Source organism: Runella sp. MFBS21 (assembly GCF_029433105.1).
GTDB lineage: Bacteria > Bacteroidota > Bacteroidia > Cytophagales > Spirosomataceae > Runella.
In genome coordinates this window covers 63,836-88,395 of record NZ_JARNTW010000026.1, presented here as the reverse complement: position 1 = coordinate 88,395, position 24,560 = coordinate 63,836, and the positions used below count along the sequence as shown (strand labels likewise).

Annotated in this window: 20 protein-coding genes; 2 read left to right on the top strand and 18 right to left on the bottom strand. The window is 41.8% G+C overall.

Annotated elements, in window-relative coordinates:
• Nucleotides 1–192: 192 nt before the first annotated feature.
• The 6 genes from P1X15_RS29205 to aat all read right to left on the bottom strand — a co-directional run bounded on the left by P1X15_RS29205 (nt 193) and on the right by aat (nt 7,373).
• A complete protein-coding gene (locus tag P1X15_RS29205) occupies nt 193–849 on the bottom strand; it encodes a recombinase family protein (protein ID WP_277341667.1) in 657 nt (218 codons plus the stop codon).
• Nucleotides 846–1,676, bottom strand: coding sequence for a phospholipase D-like domain-containing protein (locus tag P1X15_RS29200; RefSeq protein WP_277341666.1), 831 nt, complete (start codon nt 1,674–1,676; stop codon nt 846–848). The genes P1X15_RS29205 and P1X15_RS29200 overlap by 4 nt, the downstream gene beginning before the upstream one ends.
• A gap of 312 nt (nt 1,677–1,988) precedes the next feature.
• Nucleotides 1,989–3,782, bottom strand: a complete 1,794-nt coding sequence (locus tag P1X15_RS29195) for an acyl-CoA dehydrogenase (RefSeq protein WP_277341665.1) — start codon at nt 3,780–3,782, stop codon at nt 1,989–1,991.
• A gap of 159 nt (nt 3,783–3,941) precedes the next feature.
• On the bottom strand, nt 3,942–6,098 hold the full coding sequence (locus tag P1X15_RS29190; RefSeq protein ID WP_277341664.1) for a molybdopterin cofactor-binding domain-containing protein: 2,157 nt from the start codon (nt 6,096–6,098) through the stop codon (nt 3,942–3,944).
• Between the two features lie 31 nt (nt 6,099–6,129).
• Nucleotides 6,130–6,618 (bottom strand): (2Fe-2S)-binding protein, encoded by a 489-nt coding sequence (locus P1X15_RS29185; protein WP_277341663.1) that lies wholly within the window; start codon nt 6,616–6,618, stop codon nt 6,130–6,132.
• 134 nt (nt 6,619–6,752) lie between these two features.
• A complete protein-coding gene (aat, locus tag P1X15_RS29180; RefSeq protein WP_277341662.1) occupies nt 6,753–7,373 on the bottom strand; it encodes a leucyl/phenylalanyl-tRNA--protein transferase in 621 nt (206 codons plus the stop codon).
• A 59-nt stretch (nt 7,374–7,432) separates the two neighbouring features.
• On the opposite strand from aat, the gene P1X15_RS29175 reads away from it, so the two are divergent.
• Nucleotides 7,433–8,128, top strand: coding sequence for an SGNH/GDSL hydrolase family protein (locus P1X15_RS29175; RefSeq protein ID WP_277341661.1), 696 nt, complete (start codon nt 7,433–7,435; stop codon nt 8,126–8,128).
• Nucleotides 8,129–8,160: 32 nt separating this feature from the next.
• Here the strand turns inward: P1X15_RS29175 and P1X15_RS29170 are convergent, their stop codons facing one another.
• From P1X15_RS29170 to P1X15_RS29115, 12 genes are all read right to left on the bottom strand, one after another.
• On the bottom strand, nt 8,161–10,296 hold the full coding sequence (locus tag P1X15_RS29170) for a xanthine dehydrogenase family protein molybdopterin-binding subunit (RefSeq protein ID WP_277341660.1): 2,136 nt from the start codon (nt 10,294–10,296) through the stop codon (nt 8,161–8,163).
• A 9-nt stretch (nt 10,297–10,305) separates the two neighbouring features.
• Nucleotides 10,306–10,767 carry a (2Fe-2S)-binding protein gene (locus P1X15_RS29165; RefSeq protein ID WP_277341659.1) on the bottom strand — a complete coding sequence of 154 codons (462 nt, stop codon included), beginning with the start codon at nt 10,765–10,767 and terminating at the stop codon, nt 10,306–10,308.
• A gap of 248 nt (nt 10,768–11,015) precedes the next feature.
• Nucleotides 11,016–11,624, bottom strand: a complete 609-nt coding sequence (locus P1X15_RS29160; RefSeq protein ID WP_277341658.1) for an outer membrane beta-barrel protein — start codon at nt 11,622–11,624, stop codon at nt 11,016–11,018.
• A 12-nt stretch (nt 11,625–11,636) separates the two neighbouring features.
• On the bottom strand, nt 11,637–13,406 hold the full coding sequence (locus P1X15_RS29155; protein WP_277341657.1) for a serine/threonine-protein kinase: 1,770 nt from the start codon (nt 13,404–13,406) through the stop codon (nt 11,637–11,639).
• A gap of 155 nt (nt 13,407–13,561) precedes the next feature.
• Nucleotides 13,562–14,443, bottom strand: coding sequence for a Stp1/IreP family PP2C-type Ser/Thr phosphatase (locus P1X15_RS29150; RefSeq protein ID WP_277341656.1), 882 nt, complete (start codon nt 14,441–14,443; stop codon nt 13,562–13,564).
• Nucleotides 14,436–15,323: a serine/threonine-protein kinase gene (locus P1X15_RS29145; RefSeq protein WP_277341655.1), complete on the bottom strand. Its 888-nt coding sequence runs from the start codon at nt 15,321–15,323 to the stop codon at nt 14,436–14,438. The genes P1X15_RS29150 and P1X15_RS29145 overlap by 8 nt, the downstream gene beginning before the upstream one ends.
• 123 nt (nt 15,324–15,446) lie before the next feature.
• Nucleotides 15,447–17,135: a trypsin-like peptidase domain-containing protein gene (locus tag P1X15_RS29140; protein WP_277341654.1), complete on the bottom strand. Its 1,689-nt coding sequence runs from the start codon at nt 17,133–17,135 to the stop codon at nt 15,447–15,449.
• 196 nt (nt 17,136–17,331) lie between these two features.
• Nucleotides 17,332–19,125 carry an ABC transporter ATP-binding protein gene (locus P1X15_RS29135; protein WP_277341653.1) on the bottom strand — a complete coding sequence of 598 codons (1,794 nt, stop codon included), beginning with the start codon at nt 19,123–19,125 and terminating at the stop codon, nt 17,332–17,334.
• A gap of 81 nt (nt 19,126–19,206) precedes the next feature.
• A complete protein-coding gene (locus P1X15_RS29130) occupies nt 19,207–20,526 on the bottom strand; it encodes a hypothetical protein (RefSeq protein ID WP_277341652.1) in 1,320 nt (439 codons plus the stop codon).
• A gap of 146 nt (nt 20,527–20,672) precedes the next feature.
• Nucleotides 20,673–20,978: a hypothetical protein gene (locus P1X15_RS29125; protein WP_277341651.1), complete on the bottom strand. Its 306-nt coding sequence runs from the start codon at nt 20,976–20,978 to the stop codon at nt 20,673–20,675.
• 2 nt (nt 20,979–20,980) lie between these two features.
• Entirely contained in the window at nt 20,981–21,154 is a 174-nt protein-coding gene (locus P1X15_RS29120) for a hypothetical protein (RefSeq protein WP_277341650.1), read from the bottom strand.
• Nucleotides 21,155–21,168: 14 nt separating this feature from the next.
• On the bottom strand, nt 21,169–22,239 hold the full coding sequence (locus P1X15_RS29115) for an MFS transporter (RefSeq protein WP_277341649.1): 1,071 nt from the start codon (nt 22,237–22,239) through the stop codon (nt 21,169–21,171).
• Between the two features lie 268 nt (nt 22,240–22,507).
• On the opposite strand from P1X15_RS29115, the gene P1X15_RS29110 reads away from it, so the two are divergent.
• A complete protein-coding gene (locus P1X15_RS29110; RefSeq protein ID WP_277341648.1) occupies nt 22,508–24,547 on the top strand; it encodes a sensor histidine kinase in 2,040 nt (679 codons plus the stop codon).
• The last annotated feature ends 13 nt before the right edge of the window (nt 24,548–24,560 follow it).

Below are 24,560 nucleotides of genomic sequence, written 5' to 3'. Positions count from 1 at the left end.
TTGGGGGTTGGCCATGTCGCAATTGTACATTAAATTTGGCGATAGATTACAAGCTGACAGAGAAAATTACCTCGGAGGCTGAAAAGGCAAAACTAAAATCCTGACACAGTTCAGCGTACACTCCCCATGGCCATTCCACGGGCGACAGGCCGCACATTCTGACAGGCCAACTTTTTCTTTTGTTATTTTCAATTATATCATTCTACTTATAGTAGTTTTTTGGAATTTTCTACCTGTGGAAGTAGTAAAACCATTATTGTTTAAATGTTCTGCAATTCGGCTTAAGCTCATCCCTCTTTCACGGCAAATTTTTATAAGAGCTGCGGCTCTTTGGTTATTCTGATTGGTTTTTGCCTTTTGAGATAGGGAAGCTGTTGCCGCTTCACGGCCTGCTTTGGTGAGGTTTGATAGATTGCCAAGCTTACTCCCCTGCCTTTTCTTTGCTTGAAGTGCCTGACGGGTACGAATACTAATCAGCTCCCTCTCACGTTGTGCTATACCTGCATAGATGGAAAGTGTTAAAGCATCAGTGGTTGGCAAATCGCAACTTTTGAAATAAACCCCTAACTGCTTTTGAATTTTAAAGATATGTTCTACATCACGGCTCAGGCGGTCAAGCTTGGTTACTACTAAAACCATCTTATGAGTTTGTGCGTATTCAATGGCAGATTTTAAGATGGGGCGGTTTGCAATGTCTTTACCACTTTCAGTTTCTATGAAATCTTTTACAATCTCTGCCTTATCAATTTCTGCATAATGCTCAATTATCGCTTTCTGAGCATCAAAAGATAAGCCACTGCGTTCCCGCCCTTTTGTACTTACCCTGATATAAGCAATGTATTTAATCATTTTTTGGCTTTCTGCTTTAATTTAATAAATTCATCAGCGAATGTGTGAGCTAACTCTCGGCTCTCAGTTATCTGCATAGTTTCATCATTATATCTAGCTCTATCAGTCCAATTATATGTGCCATGAATAACTGTATTTAAATCTATGACACAGAACTTGTTATGCATTTTTGTGCTATCATCATATTTAATTTTATGTACATTAAAATACTTCACTGTGTCTGCTTTAAGGATGCCATACTTTTGATTAATCTCATCGTCAAAAATTACAACTTGTACATTTACACCTTGCTTTTGCTTCTCATGTAAAGCCTTCATTAATATCTTATCTGTAAACCAAGCAACAGCTACCCATATTATGTATTTCGCTGCATTGACCTGCTCAAGAATTTGATTCTGTATATCTTCAAAGTGTACTTTTATCTTCAACTCATCAGGTGCAACATCACCCACAACTTTAAAAGTGCCTTCAATTTCAATAACTTTATACCCGTCATGAACAATGATTGCATTAATAGCATCAACTACACTTGCATCATATTCTGCCTTATGCTGAATAAAGTGTACTGGCTGAACAATTTGTTCTATTAATTTACTAAGTTGGTAGGTTCCGTTTAACTCTTGAAGTCGCTTTTCGGTATATTTCTTCCTGCTGTATCTAAATCCATTTTCAGGATCATCCCAATCTTTAGGATAAATTTCCTTTTTTGTGCAAAATGAGTTAAATAAGTCTGTTATTTTCTGACCAGTTAAATATGGTATATGAATTCCAGAGTCACCAATAATTACATCCTTAAGCATGACAATAGCATATTCTGATAGTTCCATGAAGGCAATATACAACAGAGGTTACATTTCTGCAACAGTCATCCCTGAAATGTACCTCATGCAATAAATATGAGTTTTCTCCGAAATAGATGTAGCAAAGGCAATGTATCGTCATCACTCTCACCAACCATCTAAAGCATAGCTCTAAATCTTAATTACGTGAGGAAGATTACTATTTTGACCTAATTTAGGCGCAAAACGAAGTTTTGAAATCCACTCCCCTTATAAACAACAAATCCCGACAAATGTCAGGACTGTTGCTTCGGTTTTCAGTTGTTGTAAAATATAATTGTGATGAAAAATCTTTTTCCTCTAAAGAGCTAACTCTTTTTGGGTAGTAATTGTTAATATTTCATTTTCTTTAAGGCGTTTGGCAAGACCTAGGGTCTTGGGGACTTCATAATGAAAGAAGAACTTCATTGTATGGATTTTTGCCTCATAAAATGCCAACTCCTCTCCTTCTGGATTTTGGTTTAAAATAGCCTGTTTGGCTACGACTCCTTGTTTCAGCCATTGCCAGGCTACGGTTATAATCCCAAACAACTCCATATAAAGAGTAGCATCCATCAAAAATCGTTCTATGTCGCCCTGCATAGCATGAGGCATCAAGCTCATCGTCACTTCTTGCAAGCGCGCTAATTCTGCCTTAAGTATCTGGGCATATTTATTCATTTCATCTAAAGCCTCCGCTTCTGAGATGGTTTTGCTCACTTCTCCAAAAAGTATTTGTGCTGGTTTACCGCCTTTCATGGTCATTTTACGGCCCAGCAAATCTTGCGATTGAATACCTGTGGTACCTTCATATATGGGTGTAATCCGAATATCACGGTAGAGTTGTTCGAGCGGAAAATCTTCCGTAAAACCATATCCTCCCAGCACCTGAAGCCCATTACTTACCGCCACCAATCCCATTTCAGTAGGATATGTTTTGGCTACGGGAGTAAGCAACTCTAGCATCAAGTGATATTTTTCTTTTTCTTCGGGGTCGTCGGAAGCGTGTGCAATGTCAAAGCAACGTGCTGTTTCAATCAACAAAGAAAGCGAACCTTCCACGATGGCTTTTTGGAGCAAAAGCATCCGTTTTACGTCAGGATGCTCAATAATGGGAATTTGAGGCGTATCCAAGGCCGATTTTTCATTCAATCGGCGACTTTGCGGACGTTCTTTAGCGTATTGTAACGATGCCCCATAAGCTGCTGACGCAATAGCCGCACCTGTCATTCCGACTCCAATGCGCGCTTCGTTCATCATCTGAAACATGTATGAAAGCCCCTTGTGAGGCTCTCCTACCAACCACCCGTGGCAATCGTCGCGGTCACCCATAGTCAGGTGCATGGCCGGAACGCCCCGTTGGCCGAGTTTATGATAGATGCCTGTAGAGGTAACATCATTTTCGGAGCCATCTTCCCGGTATTTGGGCACGACAAAAAGTGAAATGCCTTTAGTTCCTTTGGGGGCACCTTCTATCCGAGCCAACATCAAATGAATGATATTAGGACATTGGTCATGGTCTCCTGCCGAAATAAATACTTTTTGGCCTTTGATACGATAAGTACCATCTTCTTGGGGAAAAGCCGTAGTAGTAATATCTGACAATGAACTTCCTGCTTGCGGCTCAGTCAAAGCCATAGTACCTTGCCACTGACCGGCAAGCATTTTTTCAACATAGAGTTGTTTTAAATCTTCTGAACCAAAAGAAGCAATCAATCTAGCAGCGCCCGAAGTGAGGCCCGTGTACATCATACCATTGTTGGCCGCCATTACGATAAATCCTAAAAGCGAATTAACGGTTTCAGGCAATTGTTGCCCGCCGTTTTCAAAATCAAAACCAGCTCCTATCAACCCTGCCTCACCCATTGCTCTGATGTACTCTCCCACTTTGGGATGCACCGCTACTTTTCCATTACGAAGTTCTGGCTGATTACGATCTAGCTCTTTCAAATAAGGAAACATGATATTGTCTCCAATTTGGGTTACGGCATCAAGCGTCATATCAAATGTTTCCCGATCATGCGCATTAAAATACGGGTATTTGGTTAGCTCGGTAGCTTTGAAAACTTCATAAAGTAGGAAATTGATATTTCGACGGCTATAGTACTGGGCCATGGGGCGTTAATCTATTTTCGTTTTTATCAATAGGCTTATTGGTATGCTTGCATACTGTATCGCAAAGATACATAAAATCTTTACAACTATTTATAATTCAATAAAAAAAGGCGGCCTAATTACTTTTTTAGACCGCCTTTTTGGGATAAAATATTTTAATTATGCCAATGTATTTAGATCAAAAGGCAGCCTACGGATTCGTTTGCCAGTAGCGGCAAAAATGGCATTGGTCAGGGCAGGAGCAATAGGAGGCAAACCTGGCTCACCTACTCCACCCGGTTCGGCTCCGCTTTCTACAATGTGTATTTCCACCACTGGCATTTCATTGAATCGCATGATTTGATACTGATGAAAATTGGTTTGCTCGGCTTGTCCATTTGAAAATGTAATTCCTTTTTTGACTGCCGCCGAAATCCCCATCACAATGTTGCCTTCGGTCTGGGCTTTTACATTATCAGGGTTGACATAATGCCCACAATCTATTACCGATACCACTTTATCTATCTTAACGCCATTGGCTTGTTTAGAAACCGTAATACAACAAGCACTAATACTTCCAAAAGACTTAAATATGGCTATTCCTTTGCCTTGACCCGCCGGAAGTTTTTCAGACCATTTGGCTTTTTCGTGTAAAGTTTCGAGTACCGTTTTAAAGCGCGTATCTGTCAACATTTCGAGACGAGCTTTGATGGGGTCTTTACCAGCGGCATGAATGAGCTCATCCAAAAATCCTTCTTGACTAAACCCAAAATTGGAAGCATATACTGAGCGCCACCATACAATCGGGATGTCGGTAGGTACATGACTAAACGACACCTTAAAAGCAGGGATATTGTATTTTTGTTCTTTTTGGCTCAATTCTCCACAAATCCAATCATCTGGTTTATCAGTAGGTGTTTTGAAGACCTGCATTTGGATAGATTCACCAATAGGATGATGATGATACGCTACAATATTGCCTTGCGTATCTATTCCCCCTTGCATACGCGCTAGCATTCCGGGGCGATAGGGTCCTTGGGTAATGTCATCTTCACGCGTCCACACCAATTTTACTGGCTTTTTGACTTCCCGAGAAAGATAACAAGCCTCCAACAAAAAATCGTGGTAGGCTTTTCTTCCAAATGCGCCCCCTAGTAAGGCTACGTTTACTTTAATTTGTTCGGGTTTTATTTTGAGATAACCTGCCAAATCCCTTAAAGCCCAATCAGGCCCTTGAATAGGTGCCCAAACTTCGGCGGTGCCGTCTTCTTTGATATGAGCGATGGCATTTTCAGGTTCTATGGGTGCATGTGCCAAAAAGGGCGTCTCATATACTGCCTCTATTTTTTTAGAAGCTCCTGAAAACTTTACGCCAAAATCGCCATGTTCCTCCGCTTTGAGTCCTTCTTTGGTTGCGGCTTCTGCACATTTTTTAAAATAAACTTCCGTGGTCATGGTTTGGGGGATGTCACCATTTTCCCATTGCACCTTTACCGCTCTTTTGGCCGATAGTGCCGCCCAGAAATTATCGGCAATGATAGCCACTGCTTCGGCAGTACGGTGAGGCATGGGACGTTCGCATTTCAATACTTTTTGAACACCCTTTATTTTTAGAGCCTCACTATCATCGATAGATACCACTTTTCCGTGAATGTGCGGGTTATGAATCATCACGGCATATACCATTCCGGGCACCTCTACATCTATTCCAAATACTGCCTTACCCGTCACACGGGCTGGTACATCAAGCCTAGGAGCATATTTTCCAATGATTTTAAAATCTTTAGCTTCTTTAAGTGTTGGATTTTTGGGAACTTCTAGTTTGGAAGCATCATCGGCTACTTCTCCGTAAGAAAGTGTTTTGCCAGTAGGCTTGTGGTATATTTTTCCTTCTTTGGCATAGCATTCTGTTTCGGATACTTTCCAACGCTGAGCGGCGGCTTTAACGAGCATTTCGCGGGCGGCGGCTCCTGCTTTGCGAATAGGATTCCACAATGCTCTTACACTGCTACTACCCCCCGAAGTTTGGTCTCCATATTTATTTTTGCCGTCTGATTGCCAAATCGTTACCTGATCTAATCTTACATCTAGCTCCTCAGCCAAAAGCGACGGAACCGCTTGGGTAGAGCCTTGCCCCATATCAGGGCGAGGATTGATGAGGATAATTTTCCCTGTAGGTTCTATCACAATAAACGGGTTGATTTCGAGCGCCAAGGCTGAGGGGCCACCGTGGGTAGTCATCTTGACAACCGAGGGCCTTGGGGTAGCTGATAACCCTAACATCAAACCCGCCGACGACAGACCCAAGGTTTTTATAAAATCTCTGCGATTACTCATGTCTTTAGTTTTAAAGTTTAGATGTTCTTGATTACTTTCCTCCAGATGCTTCATTTTTGGGAGCGACCTTCGAGGCTTGTTTGATAGCCTTCCGAATACGGTCGTAAGTACCACATCGACAAAGATGTCCACGCATCGCAGCGTCGATGTCAGCATTGGTAGGATTAGGCTTTTCTTTTAAAAGCGCCGTAGCGGCCATAATCTGCCCTGACTGACAGTAGCCACACTGAGGTACTTGCTCATCAATCCATGCTTGTTGTACAGGATGTAAATTTTCTTCTGTACCAATTCCCTCGATAGTCGTTATTTTTTTTCCTGTTACTGCTTGTACCGGTAAAACACAAGAACGCGTAGGCTTTCCGTCCATGTGTACGGTACAAGCGCCACACTGTGCTATGCCACAGCCAAACTTTGTGCCTTTGAGCCCAATAATATCACGAATCGCCCACAAAAGTGGCATCTGAGGTTCAACGTCAAGGTTATAATTTTTTCCGTTGACATTTAAGGAGATAGCTGCCATAAATTAAATAGCTTGGTTTATTTTTAGTAAATTTTGCTATAAAATATATCAAAACCAAGCATTAAAGCTGAAGGGACATTTTTGGTGTCCTAATCCTCACAAAAAAAGGATGAATCAAATTACTTAGATGACCGTCACTGATGCATAAAAAGGTGCTCTATCGAAGCTTCGGTAAAACGAGCTTTTTTCGATATGGCTCGCTTTAGTTGTTGAATATAATCAGACTTAGGAATCTCAATGGCCCCAAACCTACGTACATTATCATTGATGAATTGAGTATCTAGTAAATCAAATTTTTGTTGTTTAAGAATCTCTATTAAATAATGAAACGCAACTTTAGAGGCATTGCTTACAGTATGAAACATAGATTCACCAAAAAATACCGCACCAATGGCCACTCCATAAAGCCCCCCAACCAAACGATTGTCAATATACGTCTCAACACTGTGTGCAAACCCCAAGTGGTGTAAGTCAGTATAGGCTTTGATAATTTCGTCCGAAATCCATGTATTATCATCTCCTTGACGTGGTGCCGCACATCCCCTCATCACCCCGTTAAAGTCAGCATTGATTCTAATCTCAAAAACAGATTTATTGAGAACAGGACGAAGCGATTTAGGGGATTTGTACGTATAAATAGGGATGATTGCTCTTGGATCTGGTGAATACCAGTACAATGTACCGTCGGCATCTGCCATTGGAAATATACCGTTCATGTACCCATAAATAAGGTCGTCGGCCGAAAGAAGTGACATGACAAAACAAAAGTGGTTAGAAACAAATATATAAATATGTACTTTGAAAAACAAAAATTATGAATTGGCTTTGGAGTATTTTGCTGCTAATTACGGCTTGTTCTACCAATCAGTCTAATTATATGGAACCTGAAATCATCAACCAGCCAAGCGCTTATCGGTACTTAGCACTAGGCGATTCTTACACCATTGGGGAGAGTGTAGCTCCTGAGGATAGGTGGAGTGAGATTTTGACGGATTTGTTGAGAAAAAATAATCTTAACATCAATTCTCCTGAAATCATCGCTCGTACTGGTTGGACTACCGCCGAGCTCTTGGAAGGAATCAAAGATCGAAATCCTAAAGGCCCTTATAACATGGTCTCGCTTTTGATTGGAGTCAACAATCAATACCGTGGACAAAGTATGGAGCGATACCGTACCGAATTTCACGAACTTCTCCAACAAGCAATTGGATATGCAGGTGGAAATATTCAGCGGGTTTTTGTACTTTCTATTCCCGATTGGGGAGTTACGCCTTTTGCCAAAGGAAGCAATCAGGCCCAAATTGCAGCCGAAATTGACGCCTTCAACGCAATAGCCAAAGAAGAATGTGCTAAACTTAGTATTGTCTTTATTGATATTACGCCTCTTTCCCGAATCGCCAAAGATGACTTATCGCTTATCGCTCAAGATGAGCTTCATTTTTCGGGAAAAATGTATCGCCTATGGGCCGAAAAAGCTTTGCCAATCATACAACAACGGGTTTTAAAGTAATACATTGACAAGACTTTTTCATGTCATAGTTCCTAACTACTTTGATTTAAGGTCAGTTCTTTCATGGCTTCTTCTTTCGAAAAAGGTTGATGATAGAGGCGTTTTCCGGTGGCTTTAAAAAAGGCATTCGCCAGTGCAGCTGCGGCTGGCGGTAAAGCGGGTTCACCTAAGCCTGTTGGGTTGATGTCACTATCTACAAAATAAACTTCTACGTCTGGCACTTCTTTCATCCTAATCAGTCGATAGGTATCAAAATTCTTTTGGAGCGGTATGCCATCTTGGAGCGTTACTTCTCCATATAGTGCATGTCCTAAGCCATCGATAATGCCGCCCTTTACCTGCTGATACGCTCCGCTTAGGTTGACGACTACGCCACAATCTACTGCCGCATACATTTTCCGCAGCACCAAACTACCATTTTTCATCTCTATTTCGGCCACCTGCGCAATATAAGAACCATGCGAAAAATAGGCGCTAAATCCTTGGTATAATTCTTTGTTTTTACCCCAATTCGACTTTTCTGCCACTAATTTGATTACGCCTTTCATTCGCTCAATATCATATTTTACCGCTCCTACGGGCGTTTTTTGTGCTTTTTCAAGATAAGCAAGTCGATATTCGATTGGATCTCGATGAGCGGCAGCAGCTATCTCATCAAAAAAAGACTGTTCGGCAAATCCCAAAAAATTTTCGGAAGGGGCTCGCCACGGAGCAGTCGTTACAGGAGATTTATGGTCAATGGAATCAACCAGAAAATTGGCCACGGCTCCCGCTGGAAAATGGTCAGGACGCGTACTATTGCCTGAATTGATACCTACTCCACGCATTCTATACCCAATCCAATTACCTTCTTCATCCAATGCCGCCTGAAAACGATAGCGCATCGCTGGTCGATACTGGCCACCCTGCATATCGTCTTCACGAGTCCAGATCACTTTGACCGGGGCTTTCACCATACTTGACAGCTCGGCCGCTTCCATCGAATAATCAGAGCGTTGTCGTCTTCCAAAGCCGCCGCCCATGCGCGTCATTTGGAGCGTTATTTTTTCAATATCTATCCCTAACAATTTCGCCACGTTTTTTCGGGTATCTTCAGGCAACTGAGCTGGCCCAATCAATTCAACCCCATCGGGCCGTACGTGCGCAAAGAAGTTCATCGGCTCCATGCAAGCATGAGATAAAAAGGGCGCTTGGTATTCGCGCGTAATTACTTGAGCGGCTGTTTTAAATACCGCCTCTACATCTCCGTCTTTGCGCGATGGTTTTACATCTGCTTTGTCCAACAGTTGTTTCATCAACGTATTATGCTCCGTTGTACTTTCTACCGCGCCGTCGGGCTCATATTCTACTTTCAACAATTTACGGGCTTTGGTTACCTGCCAAGTCGATTTACCGAGTACTGCTACTTTGTTTTTGAACGTAATCACCTCCACAATACCCGGCATAGCCTTGGCAGCGGCAGTTTCCGCAAATTTTATTTTGGTTCCAAACGGTGGACGTTCAATCATGGCAATCAACATTCCTTCGCGATAGGTATCCATGCCATACAACGGCTTACCCGTAATCATTTCTGCGTTATCAGTATTGTGGATGGGTTTTCCAATGAGTTTATAGTCTTTTTTTACCTTTAATTTTACTCCCTCCGGCACTTTCATGGTGGCTGCATCTGTCGCTAAACTCCCATAGCTTAGTTTGCGGCCACTTTCAGTATGCCATACAAAACCGTTATCGGTAGTCAATGCAGCGGCCGAAACATTCCACCTTTTAGCAGCCGCTTCCACCAACATCATTCGAGCAGTAGCACCTGCTTTTCGCAGCCGATCCCACGAATGCTGCATGGCTCCACTCCCCGCCGTGGCCTGACGTTCAAATTTTTTGGTGTCAAGATGTGCCTGTACTATTTTTACTTTGGTCCAATCAGCATCCAATTCTTCGGCCACAATCATGGGAAAAGCTGTTTTGATATTCTGCCCTACTTCGGGATTAGGCGCAAAAATGGTAATGACATCGTTGGGTGCAATAGAAAGATAGCTATTAAAATTAACCTCTTCTGCTATCGTTTGGACTGGAGAAGCAGATGATTCGAACCATCGAAAACTCAGTAAAAAACCTCCACCTACCATAGTCGAAGCTCTTATAAATTCCCTTCTGCTTGATTTTAGAATCATGATGTGTGATTATTTGAGTTTTGAGGCAGCCAATGCAACAGCTTCATGAATACGGTGATAGGTACCGCAACGACAAATATTTCCATTCATTGCTTCAGTAATTTGGGCAGCCGTAGGCTTGGGATTTTTATTGAGAAAAGCTGAAGCCGTCATTATTTGACCCGCTTGACAATACCCACATTGGGGTACATCAATTTCTGACCAAGCTTGTTGAACGGGATGCTCACCATTGGCCGACAAACCTTCGATGGTAGTTATTTTTTGCTTCCCAATTGCAGAGACTGGCAATACACAAGAACGCACAGCTGTACCATTTAAGTGAATAGTACAGGCACCACACTGCGCAATACCACAGCCATATTTAGTACCTACCAACCCCAGATGGTCGCGGAGTACCCATAAGAGCGGCGTATCTTCTTCGACCTCTACGCGGTAGCTTTTATTGTTGATTTTCAATGTGTAATTAGCCATTTTGCAGTCGCTTTGACAGTTAACAAAATCTTATTTATAAAAAAGCTAATTAATCAACAGTTATACCGTCTTTTTAGTAGTGGGGATAAAAGTAAAAGATAGGGTAAAGTGCGACAGTTTATGCAAATGTACCGCCAGATGAGGGATCTACCTGACGGTACAGGAACTAGTAAAGTAGGGTAACGGAACCTACTAACTTTTGTAGATTCTTTATTAAGACGGTATATAAAAACTAAAGTCACATTATTTTAATTAAAAAAGTAACAGATACCTATAGCCGCTCTAAAAGTACGCACATCAGGACGGTCTTCAAAACCTTGTCCGCTGGCTAAGAAGCTGTTATACTTCCCAATTGTACCAGCAGCTCTTATATTAAGGGATAATTGGGGCGTAATAAAATAATTAATGCCCCCTCCTAACCATACACTAGGCCCGCTCAACTTAAACTCATACAATATACCATTCAAATAAACAGGGCTTATTTTTGAATTTTGTAAAGCATATCCTACTTCAACAAAAGGGCGAGCAGCTTGTAAGGTTCCGCCAAAATTGGCCCTAATTCCTGCCGCAAATGTTGACATGAGATTTACATCCCAGTCCGATTTTAGTTTTAAGGTTTGGCGTTCGTATTGAGCAAACCCTTCAAATCGTTGGTTAAATCCATAACCTAGTCTGACAGTCCCGCCAATGCCGTTGGGGTCGGACTCATCCAATTGATCAAAAAACGTAGAAGACCATCGCACAAAGCTTCCTTGGAGGCTTAGGTTAAAACCTTCTGTATTTGAGCGTATATCTTGGGCAAAAAGATTGGTAGAAACACCACTAAAAAGTAGAAATAAAATCGTTTTTTTGAACATGATTTTGGATGTTTAGTATGGAATTGTAAGCTTGGTACGGGTGGTACGAAGATTGTTAACTCTTCGCCCTTGCTGAAAAATCACCTGCTCACTTGACTTATCACTATATTCGGGAAATCGGATGGGTACCCATTGATTATTAACGGCTTCGACAGCATCAAAACGAAGGGCTAAAAGTGCCTTCTGTGAATTTGTAGAAGAACGAGCTGTGATGACTTTTGCCCTCACTTTGGCTCCTACCGGAATCACGACCACCCCCTCTGCATTCACGGCAGATATTGTACGTAACCAGACCACATCTCCCGAGGAGGCTTCGGAAGATACTGTTTGGGCAAACTCGACCGAAAATGATTCGCCGTTTAGTTCTACATGAGCCACACGGGTATGTTTGGGAGGAGCTTCTTCTTTTGGTTTCTCTTCCTTAGGCTTTTCTTCTTTTGCGATAGGTTTAGGAGGCTCCTCTACTTGTACAGGGTTTTTCTCTTTAGGTGCTTCTTCGACTGGTAATTTCTTTTTGGTTGTTTTCGGAGGCTTTTTTTCTTCTGGTTCAGTGGGTGTTTGTATAGGCAATGTTACTTCTTTTTTGTCCACTGGAAATACCGTTACCGCCTCATTTAGGTCTGATTTTGATTTGTCTGGTATTGTCTTATTATCAGATGTTTGCACTTTGGGTAATGAATCCACTACCTCAAGGGCAATGTCTTTAGAGGATGGAGCAGGCCCATCAAACACCCAAAAACCAATTATTATGGCCGCTATAATGATAGCTCCTACCAATATAAGTCCTTCAAAACTCAGAAGGTTGGCCTGTAGCTCTTGGATTTTGGTTTGGGATGATGATTTAGAAACAGGACTGCTTGCAAGCCTAGTCGGATTGATCTGGGGTTTGTCTGACTTAACCGTAGCCAAGCGAGTCAAGGGCACTATAGGCTGGGGATTCGTTTCAAATATATCTGCTGAGATAGGGCCAGGAGCTACTATGGTAGCAAGTGCTTGGCGAAGTTCCCATGCTTTTCCAAATCGCTTTTCGGGTTTTTTGTGCAATAGTTTTTCTAAAATATCTTCGATGGATTTTGGTAAATCATTGATTCTGCTTCTTAAAGAAATTGGCTTTTTATGCAGAATTTGATTGATAAGGGTGTTGTCAGTAACAGGTTCGAAAGGCAACTTGCCCGACAACAACTCATACAGTAATATCCCAATGGCATACAAGTCAGACTGAATAGAAGGCTCTACCCCATTGAGCAATTCTGGAGCCATGTACTCAAGTGTCCCCACTACCCTATCGGCCCGAGTGAGGCGCTGACTTCCTACCATGCGAGCAATCCCAAAATCCATTAATTTGACGGTTCCTTCATGCGTAAGCATAAGGTTGGCCGGCTTAATATCTCGATGCAAAATCCCCTTATAATGAGCATGTTGGAGGCCATCAAGAGCTTGAATTACTATTTTTACGGCGGTTTCTAGAGGTAACTTTCCTTTTTTTGCTACCAAACGCTCCAATGTCATTCCATCCACAAGTTCCATTATCATTAGATTGTCGGTGCGGATTTGTAGAAAATTGTATAAAGTAGCTACATTGGGATGATTCAACTGCGCCGAAAGCACCGCTTCATTGCGAAAACGGTCCATAAAATTGGTATCACGCAATAAATGTGGGTGTAGCATTTTTATCGCAACTGGGCGACGCAAAAATGTATCAGTGGCCCGATACACCGTTCCCATACCGCCTTCGCCCAGCAGCTCTTCGATATGATAATTATGAAGGGTACGGCCAATCATCTTAGTTAAGGTTAATGTTTTTTGTAATTACTTAGCAATACGCGTTAGTATGTATTGCAATACGCGTTAGGCGGTAAGCCCTAAGCTGTTTTGCTTACTCAACGAGTCTCCCTACTGCTTAAAGCTTAGTGCATAAAGCTGCTTAGCAGTTACTGCTATTTTATTTCTTCGGTTGGACGAGGAGATTGAAAAACTGCGTTGGAAACGCGCTCTAGTAGCAGCACTGTGATATTGTCGTGGCCTCCTCTTTGTTTAGCAGATTCTACCAATTGTTGAGCAGACTCGTTTAAGGCGGGAATGAGCATCAACTGAGCGATTTCGTCGTTGCTCAAATAATCGTATAAACCATCGGTACACAGCAAAACTCGGTCATCATTTTCCAATTTATAAGTAAGAGTTTCTACATCTATCTCCACTTTGTTGTGAGTTCCCATGGCCCGCGTAAGAACATTGCGTTCGGGGTGCTTTTCGGCTTCTAGTGGTGTAATCACCCCCTGACTTACCAGCATTTGGACGTAAGTATGATCCGTTGAGAGCTGTATAATCTGCCCATTTTTAAGAATATATAGCCTGCTATCACCTACATGCGCCATGTACAAGTGCTGATCACATACTACTAATGCCGTACAGGTAGTCCCCATTCCCCGTTGTTGTGAATTACGACTAGCGGCTTGCCAAATAGAGCGATTTGCCTTGGTGAAAGCCAAAAACAAACTTTCTTCTACCGATTCTTCGCGCGAGTAATATGTTTTGGCGATGGTCTCTACTGCTAGTTGAGAAGCTATTTCACCAGCGGCGTGGCCTCCCATGCCATCAGCTACGATAGCCAAAAAACCTTTATTGGCCCGAATTCCTAAGTCAGCAGGGCGAATAAACCGAGCTGCATCTTCATTGTTTGTACGAACACACCCTACATCCGACACTACCACGGCTCGTAGGTCGCTGTGTGAATCTGACACAGGCGCGTCAGTTGATTTGTCAGATAGCCATTTTTTCCAAAACATACTCGTAAGAGTTCGAGATAATACATTAATCATTGTTAACTCTTAACCACCGTTTTACCGGCATTTTATCCACAAAATCAGTGATATTATTTACCCATTCTGTAATTGAAAATAGGGAATTATTGTCGGGATTTTGCAAGGCGGTTAATAGCTCATTGGCATTCATTCGAGAAGAGGCATTGGCCTTTAACAATCTTTGAATGAGACGTTTACTTCTTTTTGACACCTCTGGTACCAATAAATCGGGAGCAGTATAATTTCCTTTTTCTATTTTGAGCCGTACCTCTGTCTCGCTTCTTCCATCAAAAGGCAAATACCCCGTTAGCATTTCATAAAACAATACCCCCAATGCCCAACAGTCCGATTCGATACCTACTTTGTTTTGAAACTGCTCGGGAGCCATATAATGTGACGTACCCACGATATAGCCTTCTTGGGTAAGCTTAGGAGTATAGGCAGATTTTGCAATCCCAAAATCCAATAATTTGGCAACACTCTCCCGATTTACTTTGACATTGCCAGGTTTCAAATCACGATGGATAATGTTTTTTTCATGCAGATGTACCACCGCCAACACAATCTGCTCCATAATCTTCCACACAAAGCTTTCTGGTAACCGCCCTTGTCGCTTGATGAGTTTTTCAAGCGTGATTCCTTCTACATATTCCATAATGATGCAAGGAGTCCCGTTTTCGATGGTGTATTCATAAAGAGCCGCAATGTGGGGATGTTGCACAGAAGCTTGGATATACGCTTCATTTTTGAACCTTGCCGCTTGGTCGGTTCTATACAAAACTTTTACGGCTGCCAAGCGGCGGGAGGTTTGGTGCTGTGCTTGATACACTTCACCCATTCCTCCCGAACCTAGCCATTGCGTCAGTATGTACCCTTTAATATTTTGACCTAATTGCATTTGATGAAACTTTAATCGCTAACGCTTTCTTTCTTAAACCCAAGTCATGAGTAATTACCTGGCGCACTATCAATAAAGATTTTCTATTGTACTGCATTTACCTGCGATAAGTGAGGCACTTAATTATTCGCTTTTAGGTTTTTTGAGAAGTTCCATGCCATACTTAATCGGAATCGCAAAAGAGATAATTCCCTGACGAGCATCTCCCCCACCCGCATAATAGATTCCAATCACATTTCCTTTATCATCAAACATAGGTCCGCCACTATTGCCACCTCCTGTGGCATTCAAATCAAGCTGATAGCTATCGCCAAAACCCGATTGTTTGGTTGAAAAATCTGACGAACTCTCCACTACTTGTTGAATATGCCCCGGAGAAGTGACAGGAGAAGCTACTTCAAATACCTCAGGATTAGGCTTAAAGGGGTCATTTGACTTACGTACGACTCTCTGCTGAGGTGCACCACCAGGGTAGCCCATCACTATAATTTCCTCACCTGACTTCACACTTCCGTAGTTATCTTTTAAAGAAACTGGTGCCAAGTCGTTGACATCTACTTTGATAAGCGCTACATCGTGGCTTTGCGAAGGAGTAATCAAACGAGCTTCGTAAGGCTGAGATGTATTGGCAAATACTACTTTTAGGTATTTGTTTCGGCCTTCTACTTGTGCAGCACGACCATTGACCATGGTGGCTTCTGAAGGTACCCATCCAAATATTTGCTCGGCACCTACGGTAGGCTCTTTCGCCAAAACAGGTTGCCCATTTTTATCAAGACCTTGTACCATAAAACCCGGGAAATTGTTCCAAGCAAAGCCTGAGTATCTTGTTTTCCAGGCTGCTCCTACGTGGCGATTGGTGAGAATCTGACCATCAGAACTTACCACAAAACCGCTACCTGTACCCGTCGAACCTACTGGCAAGCCCGCAAGCGATCTTTTTTTGGTAACAAGATAAGGTTCTACGCCATTTTGGGTTTGTACAAACAAAGGTCTAAACATTCCTTGGGCATCTGGGCGATACTCATGGTAGAGTTCTTCATTTTCTTGTACTTCGTATAATTCCCACGAAATAAAAATCTTGACAACTTTGTCGGTATTAGCGGCGGCAATAGAAGCGGTCGAAATGGTTTTGCCTTGTTCTAGTTTTTCTTTCAACAAGTCCATCTGAATTTTTGATTCTTCTTGTTGTTTTTTGAGGGCTTCGGTGTATTCGCTGTTTAGCTGGGTATTATCTTCCTTATTTTTTTTCCAAAACACAAATCCCAAAGACGAAAATATCACCAATACCGCTACTATACTGGCCGTAAGGGTACGACGCGATTTTGTACGTTCACTGTTGATTACTCGCTCAAAAGTTTGTTTTCCAATGCCCGTTTTAGCAGGCGCTGTTTCCGATACTTCAAGGGGTACAAATTCGCTGGTAGGTTTTACAACTTCTACCAATCGAGTAGCAGGCATCAATTCGGCAGGGCGAGGGTCGATATCAAACACAAAAATAGGGCCATTATTTCCTAATTGGATTTCATCACCTGGATTGATAGTAGTGCTTCCTTTGACGCGGGTTTTGTTGACAAAAATCCCGTTGCGGCTATTGTTGTCTATCAACGAAAACGCGAGAGGTCCTTCTTTTACAATTTTGCCATGTTCGCGGCTTACTACAGTATCTATTTCGGGGTCAAACTGAATATCGCTGTTGGAAGAGCGGCCAAAGGTAAGTTCATTATGACTGCTGAAATCAAACTCTTCGACTTGGTTGGCTTTGGCTCCGGCCAAATGACGAATTACAAATTGTTTTACTGGAGTGCTCATTTTTTTAATGTTTTTGTAGATTTTTCAATGATTGATTCTTTAGGAATGCTACTGAGATTTGAAGCTCATTTTCAGCGAATTATTTTGTTTTTGGATGATACAAAGTTCCGCTAAAAAGCCTCATCAGTAAATCCAGAAACACCTACATTTTAGATAAGGGGAAACCTGTATTTTGGATATACAGGAAAACCTATACTTAACCCAGCACCGTAGCTGCCAAACGCCCAATATTGAGGGTACGGGCATTAGAATCAATGATTTCACGGTATAGACCACCCGCGGCATAGAGCGTTTCGTGGGTACCACTTCCTATCACTTCCCCTTCTTGCATGACGTATATTTTATCAGCGTCCATGATTTGGCTGATGTTATGAGAAATAATAAGTACGGTACGGTCTTTTTTGATGGCGTCTATGCTGTCTTTGATTTGTTCGGTAGTGATAGCATCCAGACTAGCGGTGGGTTCGTCCAGAAAAATAATGGGAGGGTTTTTGAGAAAAAGGCGAGCAATCGCAATCCGCTGTTGTTGGCCTCCCGAAAGCGCTCTGGCTTCCGTTTGATACTCTTTGGGCATTTGGAGGATTTGGTCATGGAGACTGGCTTTTTTAGCTGCTTCCACTATTTCTTCGAAAGAAGCTTCTAAATTGCCGTAGCGAATGTTTTCCTCGACGGTGCCCGAAAAGATGTGGTTTTTTTGCATCACAAGCCCCACGTTTTTACGTATCCATTGGGGATTGTATTGGTGAAGAGATTGATTATCAAGCAAAATTTCACCTATAGATGGCGAATAAAATCCTGCCAAGAGATTCATAGCGGAACTTTTTCCAGCCCCCGACAGCCCTACGATAGCCGTTGTTTTGTTTGGTTCTAGACGCAATGACACATTTTTGAGGGCTTTTTTACCATTAGGATATACAAAATCAACATCTTTCATTTCAAAAATACCCTTCAAAGTATCAGGCGTTTTGAGGTCTTTTTCGCTAATATTTTCGAGATAGCTATTATTTTCTATCATATCAAAAAAACCTTCGGCGTAGGTAAGTGCTTCGCTGTATTCATCATAAATACGATGAAGGTGTCGCACTGGTGCCGACACATTATTGAAGAGCATCAGATGCAACAAAATAGCTCCGATTGTCATTTGTTGGTTCAATACAAAATAGATTGTTACCACAAAAACCATCACGACTCCCAGCTGCTCTGCAATGCTTTTAAGGCCGTCGAAGAGATAATTGGTACGGTGGTGTTTTACTTCACTATCCGATAGCTGTTGGGTCAAAGACCACTGACGATCAGACTCATAATCTTCTCTTACAAAAGACTTTACAACAAAAATAGATTCAATCAAACTAAAGAGTGTGTTGGCTTTTTCTTCTCTAAACTGTTGAATATTACGCCTTACTTGCTTCTGACGCTTTGATTGTTCTCGGCTAATGAGCGCATAAAGAGGCATGATGATCGTGGCACACACTCCCACCCACACGTTTTTTTTGTACATCAACAGCAAAGCCAAAAGTGCGTTGGCAAACATCGGGACAATATCGACGAAGATGTTTTTGACAGTTTTGGTAAGGCTTTCGATACCTTTATCGATACGTTTTTCAAGCTTGCCGATTTGATTTTGGGAAAGCGCAAAAAAAGAGAGATGATAAGATACCATCCGCCTAATGGTATAGTTGTGCAAATCAGCAGCCAAGCGAAATCGGAGCCTGTCGCTCAAAAACTTTTGACCTAGTTGCACCAATAAGTTGATGATTTCTTTGGCAAACAATACTAGCACTAAGCCACCTACTATCCAAGTGATTTGCTCGGTAGTTTGGTTTTGTTGATTTAAGATATTTTGAACCGTATTTACGGTATATTCCATCACAAGAGGGGTAACTTGAGCCAGCAACGCCCCCAAGGCAGTAAGTGCAAAAGCTCCTACTAAACTTTGACGGTATTTTTGGACAAAAGGCCACAGTTTCTTAATAAGACTCAGGGTTGACATTCTTATGAAAATTTAGAAGAAGAAATAAAATGGTGGACCAAATCGCTTACGGCAATTTATTTTTTCACGATATGCTTCATCTTATAGCTTCTGCATAAATTCTCTCGTGTTGAGCGTAGCATCGGATTCATAATCATAAAACAGCTCTACCATAGAAGATACAATGTGAGGGTCGTCGGTAAGAAAGGCCGTTAGTTTGGAAGCTCGACCGCTAGAATTTGAGCCGCTTCCCAAAATACAAACACACAGACTCTTCTGAATGCCGGGGGTATTTTCTCGCGGAGTACTAATAAACAATTGGATAGGTAGGGTTTTATTTACTTTCGTCACCCTCACGCCCAAATCTTGCATTTCGCGCATGGCCTGAGAATGTTGATTGTAAAGCTGCCGTATCAATACAGCTTGTGCGTCTGTATCTTCTTGGCCGTTGGTCGCAAGCATAAAGCGATTGTGATGAGGCACCGACTCTTTCACGGCCAAGGGGGCATTGCTTCCACTGCGATAGGTTTCTACGGAAACGTGTTCATTGAATATTTTGCCCAAGTATTTCAAAAAAGCATGGCTTGAGCCTTCGTTTTGGTCGTTGAGCGTCACAAATTCCACCCGCGCTCCGCTGCCTATTTTTTGGAGATAGATAGCTGTTTCTTTGAGTTTGTTTTCTACATCAGTACAATCTCTCTGAAGAGCCTCGGCCCTACGTCCATAGTCAAATTGGGTAGCATGACGCAACTCGTGGGGTTTGAGGTCGGCGTGTTTGGCCACTAAATCCATTCGAAAAGGAGAGATTGCCTCGATTTTGGCCGTATTTGAAAGTACCAACAAACTATTTCCTTGGACTTTAGAGAGGTCTATTACTTTGTCGATACCTTCCAATACATCTTTTGTACCCTCCATGAGTTGGACTTTTTCGTTGACTTTACCACTCACCTCCATCATGATTCCGTTCAGAGATTTGGTGGCTTGCACCAGCAATCCCGTCTGCGTCTTGATGTTGTCCATTTCTTGTTGGTTAAGACGTTCTTTTTGGCGGTTCATTTTTTCGGTGGTTACGGTCAAAAACAAACCGATAAAAATCCCAACAATCCCTCCCACAAGACCCGCAATATCAAGCTCACGGATATATTTATCGATTCCGGCACTGAAATATGTCTGAGGGTCTGCCCACTTGGTGCCTTCCATTTGGAAGTCGGTCAGATAATGAGAAGTATCATAAAAAATATAATACCACTTTAATCCCAGTGATATAAGCAGAATAATAAAAGGAATCAGAAAGAAACACGTAAAAAGCGAAGGGTGTTTTTTAGTAATATCAAATAGCACCGCGAAAAAACCTTCATCTTGTATTTCGGTAGAATGAGATTTGGCTTTAAGGTGCTCGGTTTGCAAAGCGTTGGGTTCCATGAGTGTAAGGGGGGTTTTACCGTTGTGATTTAACGATACAAAGTTCCGTCAAAACCCAACACCCGTAAATCCAGAATCACCTACATTTAGGATATAGGAAAACCTACATTTTAGAATATATAGGTTTTCCTGTAGATGACTGAATTTCAAATAAATCCCCACCAAGCAAGTCCAAAACTCAAGGTATTTGCCAAAAAACTTACCTTAAGAGATTGGAGCCAAGAGACAGGCCATAGTTTTCTTATCCACACAGCTTCTACCATAGCTACCAATATCTCGAGGAGGTAAATATTACCACCAAACTGATAATAATAGTAAGAAAGGAAAGTCCAAGTAGAAACATTGATGAGAGCTCCTATGACAACAATCGAAAGGAATTTGTCTTTTTTGTGCAAAAACAACCACAGGATTGGTAATTCTACCAACCATGTTTTTAAGAGATTTTGCCACATTGTTATTGTTTGTGCTTAGCTCGACGATAGCGGACAAACAACAAAGCCGCGATTGCTACCACTCCTACCACCAACAATAAATCCGAAACTGGTGCGCCCGTAGGAGGTTCTACTACGTCGGCCAAAGCTAAGTGCGCTAGGCTCATTAATCCTAAAAAGACGGAAAGCTTTTTCATGATTGGTTATGTTTTCAGATTGAAAAAAGTTTTTTGTGCAGTTTGAAAGCATAGAAATACAAAAGCCATACTCCCATGCCCCAAATAAAAAGCTGAGGTAGGTAAAACAGATTTTTTCCTAAAGAAAAAACTGAGGCACTTCCACCTAATGCAATAGCCAAACCAAATGCGGCTCCACTCATAGTGGCAGGCCATTGAGGAAAAGCACGTTGTAATGCTATCACACTCACTGGAGTAATTGATTGTAAAAGCCCTGTTCCTATCATCAACCATATCAATTTTCGATGCCCCCACGACAATACCACAATCGCCATTGCGAGTGATACCAACGCATACAGGCGCATCCCTACACGGTCAGAGAGCCATCCTCCCAGAAGCTTACCCACCATCGCAGCCAATGCGATGTACAACAACCACTCGTATTGATGATTATACAAAAGTTGTATGTAATTCCATATCGCTGACCGCGCTGCAATGGCACCCATCAACAAAATCATCAAATAATCATGGGTATCTAGGAAGGTAATTTTGGGTGGAGCTCCTTCAGATGGTAATGCTTCGGGCAGTTTGATAACTACTGCCAAAAACGCGACCATTCCCAAACCTACTACTAAAAGCAGCTGTATCCATAGCATCTGTGTTGCGCCAGCCCAACCTCCAAGCGCTAATCCAAATACGCCAAAAGCTGAAAAAATACCCATATAAGATGCTTTTTGCGGAAAACTTCGCAAAGTGATACCTCCTCCTGCTACATGAAAAATGGCCGAACTCACCCCCGCCAAAACTGTACCGATCCAAATCTGAAAACTCATACAAATACACGCCATTATCATTCCCACCAAAGCCACAATAGCGGCACTGCGATAGTATTTAAGGCGGTCGAGATATATGCCGAGGGGAAACTGTCCTCCAAAAGCTAAAATATTATAAATCACTACCGCCAAAGCTACATCTGATAAAGCTACTTCTTGAGCCAGAGTACCCATCAAATAGCCAGCGGTAGCATCCGAAAAACCATGCCCTATGCCTAAAGCCCAAATGAGCGTTTGGGGCTTTTCTAAAATACCCTGTTTTTTTTGCTCCATTTCTATGATTTTCAAGACCTTACCAAATATCCAACAAAAGAACGTTTTTCACAAATATTTACTATTGCTCTTGGATACATACGGTGTATGGTTTTATAAACTATGAACTTAATCATCCATACAAAAATCTCTTGAAAACCTTCAATTCTCAATCTATATATACCTGTATTTTAGCTATAGGAAAACCTAGATATTTGGTTTTTTGGCTTGTTTTTCTTCAAGTTTTGTACTTATTTTCATGCAGTTATGTACTCTTTGACACTTATTTATGAAAAAGTGGTTCTTTTGTTTTTGGGGACTTTCTATCTGTGCATATGCCCAAAAAACCGACTCTTTGCTCCGACTTTTAGGCAAACTACCGGCTGATACAAGTAAGGTCAGCGTTTTGTATGAAATAGGGCAGTCTTTCTGGTTACAAGGAAATGACTCTCTATCTCGCCTATACTCTAATCAATCTGTCTCTTTAGCCCAACAAATACATGATTTGAAAGGTGAAGTTAAAGCAAGGTTATTACTTGTACGCATCGAAAACGAATACCTTTCTGACTTAAAAACTGCCTACAATCATTTAGATAAAGCATTAGAAAGCGCCAAGGCAATTCCCGACAAATCGTTGGAAGGTCAAGTTTACTTTCGGCGGGCTCAGATTTATACCAGCTTTTTTGAAAAACAGGCCGAAGTCCAACCTCTATTCCAAAAAGCATTAGCTATTTTTACTGAAATCAACGACAAAGCTTGGCAAGGTTATGTATATGCTGAAATGGCCTCTTTGCTTGTCACTAGCGGCAAACACGCCGAAGGCATCGATCTGATGCTTAAAGCCCGTAAGCTTCAAGAAGAAACCAACAATATCATGGCACTTCGCTCAGTAGTTCCCAATTTAGGTAGTTTTTATTCCACCATAGGTCGCTATGAAAATGCACTTGCTTGTTTTAAAGAAGCTGAAATAATAGCTGAAAAACTTTCAGACAATCGTGTCAAAGCTTTCGTTTTGAGCCAAAGAGGCGAAATTTTTGAAAAGCAGGGCCAATACCAAAAAGCTTTAGAAACTTTTGAACAAGCTGCTCAAATTCACCGCATTTCAAATGCTACGCAGGGGCTATCTCGTACTTACGGCCGTATTGGAGGCGTATATATTCTTTTGAGAAACTACGACCAAGCCTTCAAATATACCCATGCAGCCGATAGCCTCTACAAAAGCCAAATCGACTCCAACGAATCTTTAGACCACCTTAATCAAATTAATTTTGGAAAGATTTTCTTGGCAAAAAAACAGTACAAGCGTGTTATCCAATATGCCAAGGAAGGAATTGAATGGGCTTCTGAGTCAGACCCTCCTCTTCGACGAGAAATAGCAGAATATCATCGCCAATTGGCAGAAGCTTATGAAGCTCTCAAACAACCTCAGCTATCACTGCACCATTTTAAACAATACAAAACCCAAGCAGATAGCTTGCTCAACAACGAAGCCCTCCAAAAAATCACGGTTTCGTCCATGACTTACGAATTTGAGAAAAAACAACAAGGCAACAAAATACGTATACAAGAACTTGAAAATCAACAGTTAACCCGTACCCGCAATTTCTTGTTGGGCTTTTCTTTTATTGGAGTTTTTGGGGTGGGGTTTGTAATGTGGTCTAATCGAAAACTTAAAAACAAGAATCAGCAACTAAACCTTAAAAATAAAGAAATAGAAGAAGCACTTTTTAAGGGACAACGAATCGAGCGAAAGCGTGTAGCGTCTGAACTGCACGACAATCTTAATACCAAACTAGCCGCTGTAAGATGGCATTTGGAAGCTATGCAAGAAGAAAATCTCAATGATTTTAACAAGAAAATTTATAATCGACTTCTTGATATGGCCAATGACGTCTATGCTGATGTAAGGCTTATTTCTCACAATATGCTTCCTGCCGAGCTCGAAACTCAAGGGCTGATTCCGGCCATTGGAAAACTCGTTGAAAAACTCAATATCAACACAAAAACTACTTTTCATCTTATCGCACAACCTTCCTCTGATAGACTTTCTTCCGAAACAGAACATCAACTCTATAACATTACACTTGAACTCATCAACAATGTCATAAAGCATGCTCAAGCCACAGAAGTGTGGATAAGCTATAGCCAAACCGATACCGCTGCTTGCTTATCTGTAAGCGATAATGGCGTAGGAATGACCGATGAACTCCAATCAGATGGCATTGGGATGACAAATCTCAACAACAGAGTAGCAACTCTTTCGGGAAAGTTAACTTTCCAAAGCAAACCAGAAGTAGGTACCAAGGCAACGATTGAAGTTCCCATTTAGATTTTTCTTTTTC